Source organism: Algibacter sp. L1A34, from assembly GCF_009796805.1.
Taxonomy (GTDB): domain Bacteria; phylum Bacteroidota; class Bacteroidia; order Flavobacteriales; family Flavobacteriaceae; genus Algibacter.
Genome location: NZ_CP047029.1, coordinates 2,914,720 through 2,934,499, shown reverse-complemented (window position 1 = coordinate 2,934,499; position 19,780 = coordinate 2,914,720). Strand labels below are relative to the sequence as shown.

The window sequence follows — 19,780 nt, the reverse complement described above, 5'->3', positions numbered from 1 at the left end:
TTTAGTCCTCAAATTATAAAAAAATGTTAAAATTTAATCTGTAATGTGGTATACCAATTTCTTGGTGATGAAGGAATAATTCCAGGTCCTGGATAACCAGTAGCTCTGCGCGTAAAATATGCGTTATCTAAAACATTATTAATGCCTGTTTCTAGTTTGAAATTTTTATAGCTGTAAGAAAGCGATACATCTAAAATATCGTACTCAGGAATTTCACCTACAACACCGCTTTCACTAGCTGTTACAGAGTTTGTAGCATCGGTAAACTGGCTTCCTAAATAACTATATTGAATATTAGCCAATAGGTTTTTATAACCACCGTTAAGTCCCATTTTTAAGTTTAAATCGGGAACAAACTCTACTTTATTTCCTTTAACACCTGCTTTTTCAGAATTGGTATATTCAGAATTAATAACCGATGTATTTATAAAATAATTAAGCTTAACATTATTATTTAAGTTGAAAATTTTCTTCAAATTAAAATCGAATAAAGATTCTACTCCATACATTACAGCATCTCCAATATTTCCACGTTCGTTTTTAATACTTCCATCGGTATCGACTATTGTAACAAAACCTATTCGTTTTTTATAGAACAGTCCAAAAACACCCAAATCGTAAGACACTATATTATTGAAATTTCCACGAATACCTAAATCGGTTGTAAACCCTTCTTCGTCGGTAATATCTGGACTAATTAAAAACGCAGGATTATCAATATTTATATCAGAAAATGTCACCGAACGATAATTTTGGGATACATTTCCATAAGCTTCAAAGTTTGTATTAGGCTTATAACTTAGCCCTAAACCTAATAAAATAAACGAACGCTCAAAGTTTTGGTTATCTTCAACCGTTTCTTCAAAAATAACATTCCCAGCAGCATCGGTATTTATGTTTTTATAAAATCCTTCACTTTGGGTTTTTATATATTCAAACCTAAAACCTGGTGTTACCGAAAACTTATCTGTTAGATAAAAAATATTTTCACCAAAAACAGAAACATTTAAGTTAGGTAAATCGAATTGAGATTGGTTTGGATAATTAGGATAATCGTCGTTGGCAAAATCAAAATCTGGACCAATACCATCACTAGCCGGACCTTGTTCTTGATAGTTATCGGCTTTGTAAAATTTAGAACCAATTAAAAATGTAGCATCTTTATTAAACGCTTTGTATTTGGTAAGCAAACGCGACTCGAAACCAAAGTTTTTAAAATCACCTTTAATTAAATCGCGTTCTTGGTTAGAATCTACTTGACTCACTCGGTTGGTTCTAAAACCTAAAGCATCACGAGAAGCATTCAATCCAAAAAAGTTAAATGTAAAATTTGTTTTATCAGAAAATTTATGGTCTAATTTTAAATTATAAAGTAACCAATCTACCTGAAACCAGTTTCGAGCGCGGTTACTTTGGTACGGATCTTCATTAAACATAGCATCCGTTAATCCGCCAGCTTGTTGGGCTAAATAGCGCATGTAGGTTATCTCGCCTGTTAACTTGGTTTTTTCGTTAAATTGATACCCTAAATGTGCGAATACATTTTTAGATTCAAACTCAGAATTTGGACGAAAACCATCTCCTTTTTTATAGTTGAAATAACTGTAATAACTCCATTTGTTTTTGGTACCGCTAACACTTGTAAAATTGGTGTACAACCCATAACTCCCCAAAGTATTTCTAGTAATCACTTCTAGTGGTTTATTGGGGTTTGGTTCTTTCATTTTAAAATTAATTAAGCCTCCAAACTGCGTTCCATATTGTAATGAAGCTGCACCGCGAATCACCTGAATTTCTGATAAACCCTCCGAAGCTGGTGTGTAATAACTTTCTGGATATCCTAAAACATCAGCACTGATATCGTAACCATTTTGTCTAGTATTAAAGTTAGCTGTACGATTTGGGTCTAAACCACGACCACCAATATTTAACTGCAATCCAGCATCGTCATTCTGGTAAATATTTAAACCTGCTACTTGACTATAAATTTGTCTAGCATTATTAGATGCTAAATTCGCCATAGACTGCTCTACCAATACCACTTCCGTTTTTTTACCGGCATAGATAGCAGTACCCTCAACATCATTTAAACGTTTTAATTCGAAAATGCGTTGCTTACGTGCTGTAATTTCAACTTCAGATAAATTCTGAGTTAAATCTTTTAAAGTAATATTTAAGATTGAAGCGTTTTCGGTTTGAATGGTAACTTCTTCCACTGCATATTCAAAAGAGAAAAACACCAAGGTTAATTCTTTTTTAGCAGTTTCAAACTTGAAAAACCCAGAATTATCAGTAGTTGCAAGAACTCCCGATGTTTTATCGTAAACTTTTACATCGGCCACTGGTGTATTTGTTTTTGAAAAAGTAACCATTCCTGAAACGTTGTGCTGTGCAAAACCTAACGCACTAATTAAAAGTGCTAGTATAATTTTAAAGTCCTTTAATGTCATCCTTAAATGGTAAAATCCAATGTTTTGGTTTAAATGATTCTTTTTCCGCGTACAAATCTACGGTTTTATTGATATATGGAGCACTTAATCTGCCGTTTAATGCGACGTAGCTTTCAACAAAAACCTGAACATTTTTGTGTCCTTGCTCTGTAAAGTGATCGCCTAAATAATGTGCGTATTCCAGAATAAAATCCGGTTGAAAACTCATTTGTTTTTCCTGAAAAGGGGTTAAAAAATCTTTATTGTTTACGTAAAAAAAGCGTCCTGTATCGGCATCTACAATCTTAAACGTTGCAATACCCATTTTTTCCATAAGCATAACGCGCCATGAAAAACGATACCCTTCTTCGGTCCAAAACAACTCGTTTGGGTATACTAAATAACGAAAAGGAAACACCAATTGAATACTGAAAAACAGCACAAATAATAGAATAATGAGTGATTTACTTTTAAGTTGAAACTGGGAATAAACATTTAATTTGCTTGCTTGCAATGACGGCTTCCACAGAGATAACACATTTAATAGGCGTTTTAAAAGCCTTATAATATTCTGATGAAAACTAGCATCGAAAAATATTAAAGTTGAAACAATCATAATAAATGGAAACATACCAATAGGAAATAAAACCCGAGTAAACACATGAAAAACAACCACTAAAATAAAGGCAAACCAGCGTGTTTTTTTGTACAATAATAAAAACGGAATACATAAATCGTAAAGCATACCACTCCAGCTCATCGCGAAATGAAACCAATTTTGCTGCATGAGGTTTTCGCCAATAAGCGGTAAATCGTGTTTTGAAGGCAACCAAATTTTTAAAGGCATGGCTTTAAATAACCAATCGCTATTAAGCTTTGCCAAACCTGCATAAAAATAAACAATACCTAATAGAAGTTTTATGCTATCAATAGTCCAATTTGGTATGCTTTGATATGTTTTTCTTCGGAATATATTATCTACAGAAAAATGCGCATTAGCAGGAAGAAAAATCATTATAAAACTCAATAAAGTAATAAAATAGTAATGATTTAAATACGTGGTTTTATCCATTAATTCAATGTAAGTAAAGCTTAAAAAGAATGTAATAATGGCTATCCTATATTTAAAACCCAAAGCCACAAAAATGGCTGCGATACCGCAAATTGCAAACAATACATAGGTATAAACGCCTAGTGGTTTTATAAATTCAAATCCGAAATACGTAAAGTGAAACTTGGGTTGTATATACAGTAAATCGATCCAATCGTTATACCAAAACCGCACAATACTTAAGCACATCATGATACCAAAGAAAACACGAAACACAGCCAATGGGGCTGCGCTTGTAGTTTTATTTAGATATGTGCTTATGTTCAATTTCATTAAAAAGTATGCCTTTTGAATTTAGTGATACGCAAAAAAGGTTGTCTTTTTTAATAGACAACCTTTTTAGTAATGTTTATATGTTTTTAATCGCCGTCGTTATCTATATAACCAGCATCGAGACCTATTTGTAAAGCTCCCATCATATCAACTTTAAATAGAACAACCGCTCTTTGTAAATCATCGTAAGCTAAAGTCATTTTTGTATTATCAGTTTCAATTTGATCAGAAAAACTATCGTCTAAAACTTTAATTTTACTACGAGATAAATCTAATTGACTATTTATTAAAGAACCCAGATCATCTCCATCCTCATCTACATTTAGATAATCTAAATAAGATTTTAAACTATTATCGGAAGTTGAGTTATTATAACCTGTTCCGTTGAAAGTATCTTGAACTGCTTTAAGAGCTTCTAAAGCCAAAACCATAGAAAATTCTTGACTGTAATATCCTTCTACTTTATCTGGGAACAAATTACCTCCTGAAAATATTCCGGCAGGAATACCAATTTTTCTTGAGCGTAAACCACTTTCATAATAATTTACATAATCATTTACAAACTTATTTAAAGAACTCGTTACTGTATTGGAAGTCGAGCTAACAAAAGTTGCACGGTAGCTAGAAGTCCAATCTGTTAAAACTGTTTCGGTTAAGCTTTCCATTTGGTTTACTAAATCTGATAAATAAGCTTTATACTTATCATCTTCATATTTAGTTAAAATAGCAGCATCACTATCTGCAACACCGTAAAGCATATAATCTACAGCAGGGAAACCAACGGCATCGTTATTATTAACGTGCGTTAAATCGGCATTTCCAGCAGAAATATTAGCTTCAACATCTGTTGTAGAAACCGGATAGATGTTCATTTGAAAACTATAGGTTAACTCTTCAGCTTTACCAATATTGAACATTTCAACATGTTGCCAAACTTTATAAGCTTCTAACCAAGATGCTCTTAAGTTATCTAAATTAGTTTGATTTGCATCAGCTACGAAAGCATCTTTATCTGCCGTTAAAGTTTCTAATTTAGTAGATAAATCTTGATACGCAGGAATAATAATATTATCTGCCAAATTGGTCAATAAGGCGCCTCTATCAAAATTATCGGGACTTACCGATGGACTATCATCTGATGATGATGAACTACATGCCACGATAAATATTAAGGCTATTACTGCTAAAAAAATCTTTTTAATCATACTACATATTGTTTTAATTCTAAAAGGGCTTCTAAAAACTAAAGTTTCTAGTTAGAGGCTTCTTCTGTTGTAAAGCCAAATTTAGCAGAAATCTCATCTAAAATTTCATCTAAAGTATTAGTCGTAACATCCCAGAAACCATTACCTTCCATAAGTTCTGCTAAATACCCATCTACTTCTGTTTTTGTTAAATAAGGTAAACTTGAATTTGGTTGTCTTGTAAATTGAAGACTGTAAATAAATCCGTAAGCCTCAGATAAACCATGAAATGCAGATGCATTATCTACACCTAAATTATTTTTTCCTGATTGTAAATAGTATACCGCTCTAACTGCTGGTATTACTGAAATATTTTCTTTAATAATCTCTGCTTGAGCATCACGAACTGTATAGTTGTTAGCTACAATTGCAGCACGACCTAATATAAAAGCATTGTATATTTTAGAAGCTATACCTGTAAAATCTTCATCTGCTTCAACGCGATCTAAATATTCACTTAAAAACTGATCTACATCTAAAACAGGATTAGCAGCATCTGCTTCGCTACCGTATAAATATCCAAAAGCTTCATCCCATTTATGTTCCATAGAAGTGTATGTTTTACCTTCTTCTAAAACCTCACTATCATTATCTGCAATATTTGTACCTGCATCTAAAACTGCAGGGCTTAAATAGTTGTTAAGGATTTGATCGATCATTAATCCACCAATTAAACCTTTAGCAAAAGCTTGATTATATTCTAATCCGTTTTCGTTTAAGTAACGTGTTGTACCACCACCAGCTTGTTGTAAAGCCCCAGCTACTCCTGCAGATGCCGTAAAACTCCAGTTAGGAAAAACATCATCAACTTGAGAAGCAATCCATCCGTCAAAATCAGCTTTAATTTCGTTAGCTTCTGTAGTGTTTGCTGAGAAAAAATCTGTTGAAGCAGCTACTTTACTACGTACACTTTTATCCGATGCATTTAAATCTGCATCACTAAAATCACTTGCTCCTTCTATATGAGCAAACATAGCATCTAAAACTTCTACTGTATTTGTTTCAACTTTTAATCCAGAAATTAATTCTTCTGCCATTAAAATTCTTGTGGTTTGTCCGCTATAACTTACCGACGAATTCCCATCTCTTAAAAAGGTATATGTTGTTGGTGCTTCTACTTGAGAGCTTCCACCTCCATCATCATCACTTGAACAAGATTGAAATAATGCCGATGCTACAAAAAGACTGAATATTATTTTTTTCATTATAAGTTATTGTTTTATTTAGACTTATTACAAATAATTTTTAATTTGAAGTTGCAAATATAAAACACATAATAACTTTAGCAAAGTTTATTTAGAACAAATTAAAATAAAGGAGGAAATGATTTTGGAAAAACACCTATTAACCTATGTATAACGGAACTTGACAAAGATTAAACTAATTTTAAAAAATGCTCTAATTTCTATGAAATCAGCAATAATTCGCATAATACATAGCCCATTTTAAAAGGTAACTCTTAAAATTACTTGCACTATTTGAAATATGAAAAACAGAATTAATGATAAATTTTAAAGATTTTTGAAGCTTCATTGTAAGCACTCTCAAAACTAATCGCATTTAAAGGATTGTTTTTTTCTGAAGTAAAATAGGAAAGTAATTTCTCAGTTGGCATATTTCCTGTCAGCTCGTCTTTTGCCATCGGGCAACCACCAAAACCTTGTATAGCACCATCGAAACGAAAACATCCCGCTTTATAAGCGGCATCTACCTTTTCAAACCAACTGGTTGGCGTGGTATGTAAATGTGCTCCAAACTCAATTTCTGGATATTTAGGAATTAAATGTGAAAACAAGTAGTTGATACTTTCCGGATTTGATGTACCAACGGTATCGCTCAATGACAATATTTTAACACCCATATTGGCCAATTTTTCCGTCCACTCACCTACTATATCCACATTCCAAGGATCTCCATAAGGATTCCCAAAACCCATAGAAATATAAACAACAACCTCTTTACCTGCTTTATCTGCATGTTCTAAAATTTCAGAAAGTGTAACCACAGATTCCGCAATAGTCTTATGCGTATTTCGCATTTGAAAATTCTCAGAAATAGAAAATGGGTAACCCAAATAATCGATAACTTCATGTTTGCAAGCATCTTCAGCGCCTCTTGTATTGGCAATAATAGCAAGTAATTTACTTGTTGTTTTACTTAAATCTAATTGTGATAACACCTCTGAAGTATCTACCATTTGTGGAATGGCTTTGGGCGACACAAAACTCCCCACATCAATAGTATCAAAAACCTACACGTAATAAAGACTGAATGTATTGGACCTTTTTTTCCGTGAATAAAAGCTCTTATACCTTGCATAGCATCACGAGGGCACTCAATAATTTTTACGGGTTTTTGCATAAACAATTAAAAATATAGTTGTTAAAAATACTATTATTTTTCTAAAAGAAAATAGATATAAACTGATGTTTTTAGTTACGCTAGAGTTTATATCAAGAATTTTAAGTTTTAAACCGAATAAACGGACTTATTTGCATTAATTATTTGAAAAAAACAGCCGTTGAATCCCAACAAACAAAGGATAACTAATAAAAAATAGTGCTTTTAATCCTGAAAAAAGAGCACTTTATACTATTACCGAGTATATCTTTCTCTACAACGTTTTTATTCTTAATCCTTTAAAAGAAAATATACATTTGATAAAATATTTGCCCCAAAATGAATGTTTTCTCAAAAAATACTAATCTTTTTATTACTTCGCTAGCTCTTTTGTTAATTAGCTGCATTAGCTATGGCCAAAATGAATTAGCACAAGTATGTCAAACAACTAGCTCTGAGGTTTCTTTGAACTATTTTAAAAAACATGCTGAAGAATTAGAAATAGCTAAAAAAGCTTTTACTCAGAACCGATCTACAAATTCTAAAGGAGATGTTCAATCAATACAAGATATTCCAATAAAAATTCATGTTTTAAGATATTCTAATGGTACTGGTGGTCTTAACACCGCTGAGTTAGAAAACACATTTGAAAACTTAAATAATATTTTTAAAGCTATTAATATAAACTTCTCAATATATGAAGATATCGATTTTATTGACGATAACGATTTAATGAACTTTTCAAAAGGAGATGAAAAAACACTAGAAATCGACCATTATACTTCTGGTATTTTAAATATCTATTTTGCTCAATATTTAACAAACGCATCTAAATCTTCAATTTGTGGTTATAGTGAAAACGGCGACAATAAAGATATTGTTGTTGTAAAAAATAACTGTTCTATAAACGATTCTACTTTAATACACGAAATTGGGCATATCTTTTCTCTTGTGCACACGCATGGTATTGATAACTCGCAACTAACAACAGAATTAGTAGACGGCAGTAACTGCGATACTGATGGTGATGGTATTTGCGATACACCTGCAGATCCAGGATTATCTTATCAAAACGTTGATTCCTTTTGTAATTATACAGGAAATGCTACCGATGCAAATGGAGATCAATTCACTCCAGATACAGGTAACATTATGTCTTACTCTTTGAAAGCATGTAGAACTCATTTTTCTGCAGAACAAATTATTCGTATGTATACTTATTTTACATTAGAGATAAACAGATTTACCCAACCCGGAGTTATTCCTGAAATTGTTATAGAAGAAGAGGAATTTGATAAAGAAAGTTTAACGGCAGTAAAGCTTTTCCCTAATCCGGTGCAGAATGGTAATATTTATCTATCGTCTAATGATATAGATACATCAATAAGTTTTAGAATTATTAACCTTCAAGGCCAAGCCTTAGCAAATGGTTATGTTCAAAACAATGAAATTAATGTGAACAACTTACCGGCTGGAAGTTATATTTTACAACTCCAAAATGGAAGTTCTAACGTTACAAGAAGATTTATAAAATAGCTACTTTCTATTATTAAGAATTGCCTTATTGATTTGTTTCACCAAACTAGGACCTTCATAAATAAAGCCTGTATAAATTTGAACCAAATCTGCTCCTGCATCGATTTTTTCTAATGCATCTTTAGCTGAATGCACACCTCCAACACCAATAATAGGAAAGGCTTTATTACTCTTTTCAGATAAATATTTAATAACCGCTGTACTTTTTTCCTTTACCGGCCGACCGCTTAAACCTCCATTACCAATACTTTCTAAACGTTGCTTAGAAGCCTTTAAACCACTTCTATCCATTGAAGTATTACTTGCAATTACACCGTCTAGCTTTGTGTCTCTAACTAATTCTATAATTTCGTCTAGTTGTGCATGATTTAAATCTGGAGCAATTTTTAAAAGGATAGGTTTTTGAGTTTCAAAAGTTGCATTTGCATTTTGTACTGCCCCAATCAATTCTTCTAAATAATCTTTATCGTTTAATTTAGCGTGCGATCCTACATTCGGGCAACTCACATTCAACACAAAATAATCCACATAAGGATGCAATGCGTTAAAACATTCCAAGTAATCTTTAGTATAATCTTCTGGTTTTGTCTGGGTATTTTTCCCAATATTACCACCAATAATTAATTTACCTTTATTCTTTTTAAGTTGTTCAATAGCCGCCTGTAAACCTTTATTATTAAAACCCATACGGTTAATAATTCCTTGATCATCCTTTAAACGGAATAAACGCTTTTTAGGGTTTCCCTCTTGCTCTTTTGGAGTTACTGTACCTATTTCTATAAAACCGAATCCAAAATTTGCTAATTCATTATACAGAACAGCATTTTTATCAAAACCTGCCGCTAATCCTACTGGGTTTTTAAAAGTTAATCCGAATAATTTTCGTTCCAATTTAACATCTTCTAAAACATAAAAACTTCTATATATAGATTTAAAACCAGGGATTTTAGAAGTGAATTTTACTAATGAAAAGGTGAAATGGTGAATTTTTTCAGGATCGAAAGAAAAAAATATCGGGCGTAGTAATTGTTTGTACATCAGGATTATTTGTGCAAAAATAGGTCTAATTAAAAAATTGAACAATTCTAAAGACTGAAAAATTTAAATATGTTCATCACGCCTAAACCAATTCCAACTTCATAAACTAGTAAAAATAGTAACACTAACAAGGTTTTGAATAGAAATTAGAATAATTCATACAATTTATATCGCATCATTTTTGCTCAAAACTTTCGTGCATTGATTACTAAAATTCGTACTTTTGAAGTATTAAAATAAGAGCATTTTTTTCTTCAAATACAATAAAAATTTTCTAAAATGATTTCAAAAGAACACATCATAAAACGCTTTGTAGGTTACGTAACTGTTGATACAGAATCTGATCCAGCATCGGAAACTACGCCAAGCACAGAAAAGCAATGGGATTTAGCTAACAAACTTGCCGAAGAACTTAAGCAAATTGGTTTACAAGATGTTACTATTGACGAGAACGCATATATCATGGCAACCTTGCCAAGTAATGTTGATCACGACGTGCCAACTATTGGGTTTATTTCTCATTTTGATACATCGCCAGATTTTACAGGAAAGGATGTAAAACCTCAAATTATTGAAAATTACGATGGAAAAGATATTGTTTTAAATGAAGAACAAAACATTATTCTTTCTCCCGATTATTTTGAAGATTTACTACAATACAAAGGGCAAACATTAATTGCTACAGACGGAACCACGCTTTTAGGCGCTGATGATAAAGCTGGAATTTGCGAAATTGTTTCGGCTATGGAATATTTAGTGAATCATCCAGAAATTAAACACGGAAAAATTCGCGTTGGTTTCACTCCAGATGAAGAAATAGGAAGAGGTGCTCATAAATTTGATGTTGAAAAATTTGGAGCCGAATGGGCATATACCATGGATGGTAGCCAGATTGGGGAATTAGAATATGAAAACTTTAATGCTGCTGGTGCCGTTGTAAAAATTAAGGGTAAAATTGTGCATCCAGGTTATGCTAAAGGCAAAATGATAAACTCTATGTACATTGCTACTGAATTCATCAATTCTTTGCCACGCATGGAAACTCCAGAACACACAACAGGTTACCAAGGTTTTTTCCATTTACATAATATGGAAGGTGATGTTGAAGAAACCACTTTAAAATATATAATTCGAGACCACAACAGCAATCATTTTGAAGCTAGAAAGGAAGTGATGCAAAAGTTAACCGCTGAATTAAATTCACAATACGGAAACGAAGTGATTACTACCGAAATTAAAGATCAGTATTTTAATATGCGTGAAAAAATTGAACCTGTAATGCATATTGTTGATATTGCCGAAAAAGCGATGAAAGCTTTAGATATAGAACCTCTAATTAAAGCTATTCGTGGAGGAACAGATGGCTCACAATTGAGCTATATGGGCTTACCTTGTCCGAATATTTTTGCTGGCGGACATAACTTTCACGGACGCTACGAGTATGTACCTGTTGAAAGTATTATTAAAGCGACTGAAGTAATTTGTAAAATTGCAGAGATTACAGCTGAGAAAAAATAAATGAGTCTCATTAATATTTGAGAGCAATAAAAAATAAGGTTCGTAATTCTTCTAAATGAAATATTTCTCTTTAGATAAATTACGAACTTTTCTATTTAAGAACCTTAAACTATCACGATGCTTTGGTATTTCTAAAACACACAAAACTAAAGCAAACCTCTTGCTTTTATTTCGAGATACTTATTTATGGTATCAATTGTTAAGTTTTCGGGAGTTGTTAGAATAGAATAAATACCATACTTCTTCAATTCATTAACAATTAGTCGTTTTTCAAAAGCAAATTTTTCAGCAATCACTTTATCATAAGCTTGCTGAACAGTTTCAGCCTTATCCGAAATTAAACCATCCAATTCTGTATTCTTAAAAAAAATAACCACCAATAAATGGCTTTTAGCAATCCCTTTTAAATAAGGCAACTGGCGATGTAAACCATCTAAGGTTTCAAAATTGGTGTATAATAAAACAAGACTTCGTTGTGTTATATTTCTTTTTACATCGGCATATAATCGGCCAAAATCACTTTCATAAAAATCTGTATTAACATTATAAAGCGCTTCTAAAATCAAATTCATTTGCGACGTTCTGCGCTCTGCTACTACTCTATTTTCAACTTTCTTAGAAAACGCAAAAATCCCTGCTTTATCTTGTTTTTTTAAAGCAACATTCGATATTACTAACGAAGCATTTATGGCATAATCAAGTAATGTTAATCCATCGAATGGCATTTTCATAACGCGCCCTTTATCTATTACAGAATATACGGGTTGAGATTTTTCGTCTTGAAATTGATTTACCATTAATTGGTTTTTCTTAGCTGTCGCTTTCCAATTTATAGTCCGTAAATCATCTCCTAAAACATAATCTTTAATTTGTTCGAATTCCATGGTATGTCCAAGTTTTCTAACTTTTTTAATACCATATTGTAATAAATTATTACTTATAGCAAGCAGGTTATATTTTCTTAATTGAATAAAACTAGGATACGTTGGTATCATCACATCATCATCAAACCAAAAACGTCTAGAAATTAATCCAAAAACAGAAGATACATAAATATTAAGTTTCCCGAATTGATATTCGCCACGCTCTGTTGGGCGCAGTTCATACTCCAATTCCGTTAAGCTGGAAGCATCTAATTTTCTATCAATTTTAAAATCACGAACTTGAAACTGTATGGGGATTTCATCAATAATTTGAATATAAACAGGAAATGTATAGAAATTTTCAACTGAAATACCAATTGGATTTTGATCACCATTCGAGAATTTCTCAGGCAACTTCCTTGTTCCTTTTATTCCCTTTTTAGCTACAAAAAGTAATATAGTATCCAAAATAGTTAGCGCAAAAAGCCCTAGCAATAACAGCTTTACCAAATTAAACAATCTTGGCTCTAAAAAGCTTAAAACAAACAAAACCATAATAGCTAAGCATGCGTAGAAAAATCTATTTTGTATGTAAAAAGGTTTAATACGTTTCAATGTTTTTGTTATTGATTTATAGATATTCGTTGTTAGTTACTGGATATTGCTTACTTTTTTTTACTGAATACTGAGTACCACATACTTATTCACTGCAAATTAAATACTTAAAAACCTCTACCTAGGAATCTCTACAGCTTCTATAATTTGTTTAATAATCTGTTTCGATGTTACACCTTCCATTTCGCGTTCTGGAGTTACAATAACACGGTGTTGCAACACAGGAATAGCTGCTTGCTTAATATCTTCTGGTGTTACAAAATCACGTCCGTTCATGGCTGCAAAGGCTTTACTGGCTTTTAAAATTGCAATTGATGCACGTGGTGAAGCTCCTAAATATAAAAACGGATTGCTTCGTGTATTCACAATAATATCGGCTATGTATTTTACCAAATGTGATTCGATTATAATTTGACTAACCAAAACTTGAAATTTAGAAATATCAGCTTTACTTAAATGGGCTGTAATTTTATCGGTCTTCGATCCACCTTGTAAGGCTTGCTCTCTGTTTATAATTTCTATTTCTTCTTCTAAATTTGGATAATCGATATCGATTTTAAAAAGAAAGCGGTCTAACTGTGCTTCGGGTAAACGGTAAGTCCCTTCCTGCTCTATAGGGTTTTGTGTCGCTAAAACAATGAATGGTAAATCCATTATGAATTTATTTCCATCGATAGTAATTTGACGTTCTTCCATCACCTCGAACAAAGCGGCTTGCGTTTTTGCTGGTGCACGATTTATTTCATCTATTAAAATCATATTAGAGAAAATAGGTCCTTTTTTAAATTGAAATTCCGAAGATTTCATATCGAAAATCGATGTCCCTAAAATATCACTTGGCATTAAATCTGGTGTAAATTGAATACGACTAAAGCCAACATCTAAAGATTTAGCTAACAACTTAGCCGAAATAGTTTTTGCAACACCAGGTACACCTTCTATTAAAGAATGTCCGTTTGCAAGAATGGATGCAATAAGCATATCTATCATTCCTTTTTGCCCTACAATAACCTTACCTATTTCGTCCTTGATAAGTGCAATACCTCGTTGCAATTCGCTTAAATCGATACGGTTTTTAAAATCCAAATTAGATTCGGGTACAGCATCATTCCCCGAAAGGGTATTTTCAAAATCTTGCTGTTGGTTTCCTAAATCTAAATTATCATTGTTTGGCGTGATGTTTTCGTCCATAATTATTTATTATAAAAAGCTTCAATAGCTTTGTTTAACCTTAACAAATCGGCCTCTTCTAAATGTCGTTTGGCTTTCAATTGTAAAATTAAATTAATTAATCGTTTTATAGTGTCTTGTTTCTTATTCGATTTCAGACTTAAATTCTTAATAAATTTTTCGTCTAGAAGCTGCGTATCTAAAAAATACTCACGCCTTAAATATTCTAAAAAGTATGTGATTTTTTTATCAATAATAGTGTCGTGTTCCTTAGTTTCATAATACAAATTACCAATCGTTTTTGTAAAAGCAACTGTTGTATTTTCGTTCGGTTTTATAGTCTTTACAATACGCTGACGACGCTTAGCATTAAAAATCATAAAGCAAATTAATGTGAATATCGCCAAAAACCACGCCCAACGCAACGCAGGAGTTTTTAGAATAAAACGTAATGGGGAGCTCCCTAAATCTTTACCAATTTTGTTTACAGAATCGAAATGAATAGTATCGTTAGAAACATAAGAAAGTGCAGCTTCGGCATATTTTTTATTATCCTTTTTTAACAAATGATAATTGGTAAACACGATTGGCTGAAGATGCAAATAGAAATTACCCGCACCGTATTCAACCTTTACATAATTTATATGCTGAATAGAATCGAATTTTTGATAGCCTAAAACCGTAGTTGAAACAGAATCTAACTCCTTAAAGTAATAATTCCCTAAACCCTTTTCGATGTTAATAGAATCGTTTTTAAACTCGCTATTTTCAAAACTTAAATTAGCTTTTCCTTTAAAATTATAATCACTTTCTACATCGACGCCTAATGAGTCTTGAATATTTTGAGATGGAAAATGCGAGGACATAAACACATCATTTCCGTGTGCTGCAAAATCTAATAATTCTTGTGCCGATACATCATCAAGGCCAGCATAATTATTAATAACCATATAAGTTCCGCTTGTTTCATATATGCTATCTTGAAAATTATAAAGCGCATCGAAATACTCGTAAGGTGTCGTTTTTATAGTTTTTACAGTACTTTCGGGAAATAAATTTTTAAGCTGATCGTAAAAAATAAATGTACCGTATGGTATTTTATGAGTTTCATTAAACGTTCGGTCCCAATTAATTGGCTTTTCCCTAGAAAACTCAATGGCTGTTGCTCCTGCAAAAAGAAGGATGAGCAAAACTATATATATTTTTACCGTTTTGTTCATGCTTTTATCGATTTTAAAAATTGAATAAAAGCATCTTTAGCTTTATTGAACTCGTTTTCATTAACGTCAAACTCGCCATACCAAATATAATTGTACAAATATGATGTATATGAAAAACCATCTTTTAAAGACTTTGTAGATATTTCATTTTGATAATCGCTGTTTGTTTTTTCAACATCGTATTCAATAATTTCAGCATTAGTTAAATCCTTTAAAAGCCACAAATAGTAATATCGAATTGCTAATCTGTAATTATGTTCTGCTTCCGCGGAAGCAATAAGGGTTTTAAAATCTGTAGCATGAATATTGGCTTCAATATCGCTAACAGGGATAATGTTTTTATCGGAACCTTTCCCGAAAACCCATTTACCTTCACTATTCATGACTGCTTTAAAAATGAAGAAAATCACTAATAGTATAACTGCAACAGCTCCTATTTTAAGAGCAATATCGGTAAATGCAGACGATTGCTTTTCACCTTTCATTTTAAAGAAATCTCTAAGAAACTCACTCAACCATTGTTTAAATCGTGTCCACCAGCCAGAACTTTCAACCGTACGATCGTAAACATAATCTTCACCTGTATAAAGAGTTTTTAAATTTTCGAAATGTCGTTTTTCAACAGATGCTGTATCAATTTGCAAACTATCCTGTTCTACTAAAACCGTCTCAAAAGTTGTGAAGCTCTTGGCCGAAATAGTTTCAGAATAAAAAAACAGTCCGAATACTAACAAAACGATATGTAAATATTGCTTTCTACTCACCCGAACCAATTTGATCTATAACACTTTTGGTGTTTATATTCTCTTTTTCTTCTTTCAAACTATAAAAAACAACACCTTGATTAAGTTGCACAACATTTCCTAAAATAGCACTCACAAAAAAGGTTAAAAAGAAGACGATAAGCATAACAACCGTCATGGTTGCTCCAACATCTTGCGCATTAGCACTTCCGTCTTGAACGGTAGTAAACATACTTGCCATTCCAAAAAAATAAGGAATAATGGAGATTATATTTTGGATTATGTAAATTATTAAATAAAACAAACCAACGCTACCAACGGCCGCCCAAAACTTAGATTTTAATAAATCCCATGAATAAGCAAAACAATCCCAAATACCTTTATCACCTTCTAAATACTCCATTAAAGCCATGCCATAAAATAGCATGAAAGCACCAACTAAAAGAGGAATTGCCATAATACCTATAATGGTAATTGTTAAAACGAAGGCTCCAATTACAAATAAGATTAACATGGGGATTGAAATGGCTATACAGCAAAGAATAAAAATAAATAATTTACTAATATTGCTTTTATAACTACGTAAAATATCTCGTGTTTCAAAATTTGTTCCTCCCTTGTGGTTATATAATTTCAAATAAATAAACGGAAAAGCGTAAGAAACAATACCTGCAACCATAGCAACTATTAAGAATATCGCTAAAATGGCTAAAAACAAAACGAAATTATCGTTCATATAATCATCTAAAGCCGTGGTGCTTTTGTTGTTTAAAATATTTCCAAAAATAAAATCGGTATAAAATTTTGTGAAGAAATAGCCTAAAACTGCCAAAACCAACAAAAAGATACCGTTTACAATAAAATATTCTCTAAAAAAGTGTTTCCCGTTTTGTTTAATAAACGAAAAAGTATCTTGAAAAAACTCGCTAAAACCTCGTGATCTATATAATTCCATGTGCTTTTCTAAATTTTTTATTCAAAATAAATGGGTAAATTAAATAGTAAAAAGAAATAATACTTAGTGTAATTAAAATAATACCAACCGATAACCAATTGGGCATTATATTAGAATATCGTGTTACAAAACCTTCTAGAAATCCTGCTGCAATAGTAAACGGAAAGGTGCTAATTAAAATTTTAACCCCATCCTTCATACCCATTTTAAAGCTTGTAACTCTAGAATATGTTTTTGGAAATAAGATACTTGCTCCTAAAATTAAACCAGCTGCACCTTCTATAACAATGGCAAAAATTTCCATAGCGCCATGAATCCAAATACCACGAACACTTTCCCATAATACGCCATGCTTTTGAAACATAAACTGAAAAGCCCCCAACATAATACCGTTGCTTAGCAATATATATCCCGTGCCAATACCGCCAAAAACACCAAATATAAAAGACTTAATACCTACATATAAATTATTGAGCGTAATGCCAATAAAACTTCCCCAGTTACTACCGCTTTTATAAACAGCCACAGGATCGCCTTTTTCAATATTTTCGAGAGTCATATTTACATAATGATCGCCTAAAATAAGGCGCACAAAAGAATCATCAAAAGCAGCAGATAAAGCTCCAATACCCACAAAAGTTAAAAAAATTGCGAAGGCATAAAGCACATATCGCCTATTTTCGTAAACAATTAAAGGCACTTCAACCTTCCAAAACTGTACGAATCTATTGGTGTCTTCGCGTTTTGTTTTATAAATTTTCTGAAAAGCTTTGGCTGCTAAGTTGTTTAAATAAAGAATTGTTTTACTTTTGGGATAATAGGTTTGAGCGTAAGATAGATCGTTTACCAAATGAATATAAAGAGATGCTAATTCATCTGGGTTCTTTAAAGTTTTTCCAAAAATAGCTTTTTCAAAATCCAGCCACTTTTCTTTGTTTTGTTTGATAAATGCAACTTCTCTCATTGTTAACCAAATTAAAACAATTCATGGTAGAGTTACAAATAAATACCACACAAAATGTTAATATAAATTTTACAGCTGCCAGCGTTGGAGAGCGCATCTTGGCATATGGTATCGATTGGATTATAAAAATAGCCTACATTATTGTAGTTTATCAACTCCTTTTTAATCTATTTAATGTCCCCGATTTAATTCAAGACATGGATAATTGGTCTAAAGGCGCCATTTACGTAACATGCTATTTACCAGTAATTTTGTACACTTTAGTTTTTGAAACTCTTCTCGACGGACAAACACTTGGCAAACGTATTTTAAAAATAAAAGTAGTAAAAATTGATGGTTACCAAGCAACACTGGCCGATTTTTTAATTCGTTGGTTTTTTCGCATTATCGATTTAAATATGCTCAGCGGTGTTGTAGCATTAATATCCATAATCTCGAGTAACAAAAACCAAAGATTGGGCGATATTACAGCAGGAACATCCGTTATCACACTTAGTAATAAGGTAAATATTAGCCATACCATACTCGAAAACTTATCCGACGATTATAAACCCACCTACCCGAACGTGATAAAATTATCGGATAATGATGCACGAATTATAAAAGAAACATTCACCACCGCAAAAGCATCTCATGATTATCCAACTTTAATAAAACTGCGTAAAAAACTTATTGAAGTAGTCGATATAAAAGAAGTGAAACAAAAAACCGACATGGAGTTTATAGATGTTATCATGAAAGATTATAATTATTATACTCAAAACATGTAGATTGATAATTTATTATAGGAGACTAGCAGTAAAAATCATTTATTTAAAGTCGAAAAATATCAAAATCAAACACCATTAAAGTTCTAAAATAGACTAATTTTGCAAACCTTTTTTGGCGTTACCACAAGGGTCGGGCTTTCGGCAGTCGCTTTTTTATGTTGCATAGGTGCAACAACACAAAAAGAGCTTCAACAATGCCTTAATCCCTAACGCGAAATTAGGCTTAACTTATAATTAGTAATTATGATATACATCATCGATATCTTAGGAGTTATTGCCTTTTCCATTTCTGGAGTATTAATTGCCATTAATAAAAAAATGGACTTATTTGGCATTTTAATTATTGCTTTCGTAACCGCTGTAGGTGGAGGTACACTTCGCGATTTACTTATTGGAAACACTCCTGTAACCTGGATGCAAAACATTACATATACCTATATTATTTTAGCGTCTTCAGTAGTGGCTATTATTCTTAGAACTAAAATTAATTATCTGCGTACATCTTTATTTTTATTCGATACTATTGGCATAAGTATTTACACTCTTGTTGGTATACAAAAAGGAATGGAAGCCGGACTTCACCCTTTTATTTGTATTTCATTAGGTACCATGACAGCTAGTTTTGGTGGAGTAATGCGTGATATTTTATGCAACGAAATTCCAGTGATTTTTAGAGAAGAAATTTATGCTACAGCCTGTATTTTAGGAGGCATTACTTATTTCGTTCTAAGTGAATTCCCTATTCAGGATAATTGGGTATTTGTTATTTCTGGTGTTGTGGTCGCAATAACAAGATTATTAGCTGTGAAATTCAAAATTTCATTGCCAAAAATTTATGCAAAAGGATAATTATTCTGATTTTTTTTTATTTGAAAACTAACTTTTATTAATGACCTAATACATTAAAAAAAAACTATTTTAATATAAATTCAATTCCTCTAAATATTCTATAAGAATAATGCTCAAAAATATGGTATTTGCATTTTTGAGC

General features: G+C 32.0%; 15 protein-coding genes and 1 pseudogene. 4 read left to right on the top strand and 12 right to left on the bottom strand.

The window, feature by feature from the left end:
• Positions 1-26 precede the first annotated feature (26 nt).
• The 5 genes and pseudogenes from GQR97_RS12410 to GQR97_RS12390 form a co-directional block, all read right to left on the bottom strand.
• Entirely contained in the window at positions 27-2,450 is a 2,424-nt protein-coding gene (locus tag GQR97_RS12410) for a TonB-dependent receptor domain-containing protein (protein WP_158848828.1), read from the bottom strand.
• Positions 2,431-3,813, bottom strand: coding sequence for an HTTM domain-containing protein (locus tag GQR97_RS12405; protein WP_158848826.1), 1,383 nt, complete (start codon positions 3,811-3,813; stop codon positions 2,431-2,433). Before GQR97_RS12405 ends, GQR97_RS12410 begins: the two co-directional genes overlap by 20 nt.
• 86 nt (positions 3,814-3,899) lie before the next feature.
• Positions 3,900-5,018: an imelysin family protein gene (locus tag GQR97_RS12400; protein ID WP_158848818.1), complete on the bottom strand. Its 1,119-nt coding sequence runs from the start codon at positions 5,016-5,018 to the stop codon at positions 3,900-3,902.
• A gap of 47 nt (positions 5,019-5,065) precedes the next feature.
• Positions 5,066-6,262 carry a DUF4856 domain-containing protein gene (locus GQR97_RS12395; RefSeq protein ID WP_158848816.1) on the bottom strand — a complete coding sequence of 399 codons (1,197 nt, stop codon included), beginning with the start codon at positions 6,260-6,262 and terminating at the stop codon, positions 5,066-5,068.
• Between the two features lie 293 nt (positions 6,263-6,555).
• A pseudogene (locus GQR97_RS12390) lies at positions 6,556-7,418 on the bottom strand (hydroxymethylglutaryl-CoA lyase).
• 444 nt (positions 7,419-7,862) lie between these two features.
• On the opposite strand from GQR97_RS12390, the gene GQR97_RS12385 reads away from it, so the two are divergent.
• Complete coding sequence (locus GQR97_RS12385; protein ID WP_233267536.1) at positions 7,863-8,933, top strand: zinc-dependent metalloprotease; 1,071 nt, start codon at positions 7,863-7,865, stop codon at positions 8,931-8,933.
• Here the strand turns inward: GQR97_RS12385 and GQR97_RS12380 are convergent, their stop codons facing one another.
• Entirely contained in the window at positions 8,934-9,971 is a 1,038-nt protein-coding gene (locus GQR97_RS12380; RefSeq protein ID WP_158848812.1) for a quinone-dependent dihydroorotate dehydrogenase, read from the bottom strand.
• Positions 9,972-10,250: 279 nt separating this feature from the next.
• Here GQR97_RS12380 and pepT point away from each other — a divergent pair, with 279 nt between their 5' ends.
• Positions 10,251-11,489, top strand: a complete 1,239-nt coding sequence (pepT, locus tag GQR97_RS12375; protein WP_158848810.1) for a peptidase T — start codon at positions 10,251-10,253, stop codon at positions 11,487-11,489.
• Positions 11,490-11,635: 146 nt separating this feature from the next.
• Here pepT and GQR97_RS12370 read toward each other — a convergent pair whose 3' ends face one another.
• From GQR97_RS12370 to GQR97_RS12345, 6 genes are all read right to left on the bottom strand, one after another.
• Positions 11,636-12,967: a DUF58 domain-containing protein gene (locus GQR97_RS12370; RefSeq protein WP_233267535.1), complete on the bottom strand. Its 1,332-nt coding sequence runs from the start codon at positions 12,965-12,967 to the stop codon at positions 11,636-11,638.
• 117 nt (positions 12,968-13,084) lie between these two features.
• Entirely contained in the window at positions 13,085-14,158 is a 1,074-nt protein-coding gene (locus GQR97_RS12365) for an AAA family ATPase (RefSeq protein WP_158848808.1), read from the bottom strand.
• Between the two features lie 2 nt (positions 14,159-14,160).
• Positions 14,161-15,357 (bottom strand): DUF4350 domain-containing protein, encoded by a 1,197-nt coding sequence (locus GQR97_RS12360; protein ID WP_158848806.1) that lies wholly within the window; start codon positions 15,355-15,357, stop codon positions 14,161-14,163.
• Positions 15,354-16,121 (bottom strand): DUF4129 domain-containing protein, encoded by a 768-nt coding sequence (locus GQR97_RS12355; RefSeq protein WP_158848804.1) that lies wholly within the window; start codon positions 16,119-16,121, stop codon positions 15,354-15,356. The genes GQR97_RS12360 and GQR97_RS12355 overlap by 4 nt, the downstream gene beginning before the upstream one ends.
• Entirely contained in the window at positions 16,114-17,055 is a 942-nt protein-coding gene (locus GQR97_RS12350; RefSeq protein ID WP_158848802.1) for a hypothetical protein, read from the bottom strand. Before GQR97_RS12350 ends, GQR97_RS12355 begins: the two co-directional genes overlap by 8 nt.
• Entirely contained in the window at positions 17,042-18,019 is a 978-nt protein-coding gene (locus GQR97_RS12345; RefSeq protein ID WP_158848800.1) for a stage II sporulation protein M, read from the bottom strand. The genes GQR97_RS12350 and GQR97_RS12345 overlap by 14 nt, the downstream gene beginning before the upstream one ends.
• A 23-nt stretch (positions 18,020-18,042) precedes the next feature.
• On the opposite strand from GQR97_RS12345, the gene GQR97_RS12340 reads away from it, so the two are divergent.
• Positions 18,043-18,789: an RDD family protein gene (locus tag GQR97_RS12340; protein WP_158848798.1), complete on the top strand. Its 747-nt coding sequence runs from the start codon at positions 18,043-18,045 to the stop codon at positions 18,787-18,789.
• Positions 18,790-19,032: 243 nt separating this feature from the next.
• Positions 19,033-19,638, top strand: coding sequence for a trimeric intracellular cation channel family protein (locus tag GQR97_RS12335; protein ID WP_158848795.1), 606 nt, complete (start codon positions 19,033-19,035; stop codon positions 19,636-19,638).
• The last annotated feature ends 142 nt before the right edge of the window (positions 19,639-19,780 follow it).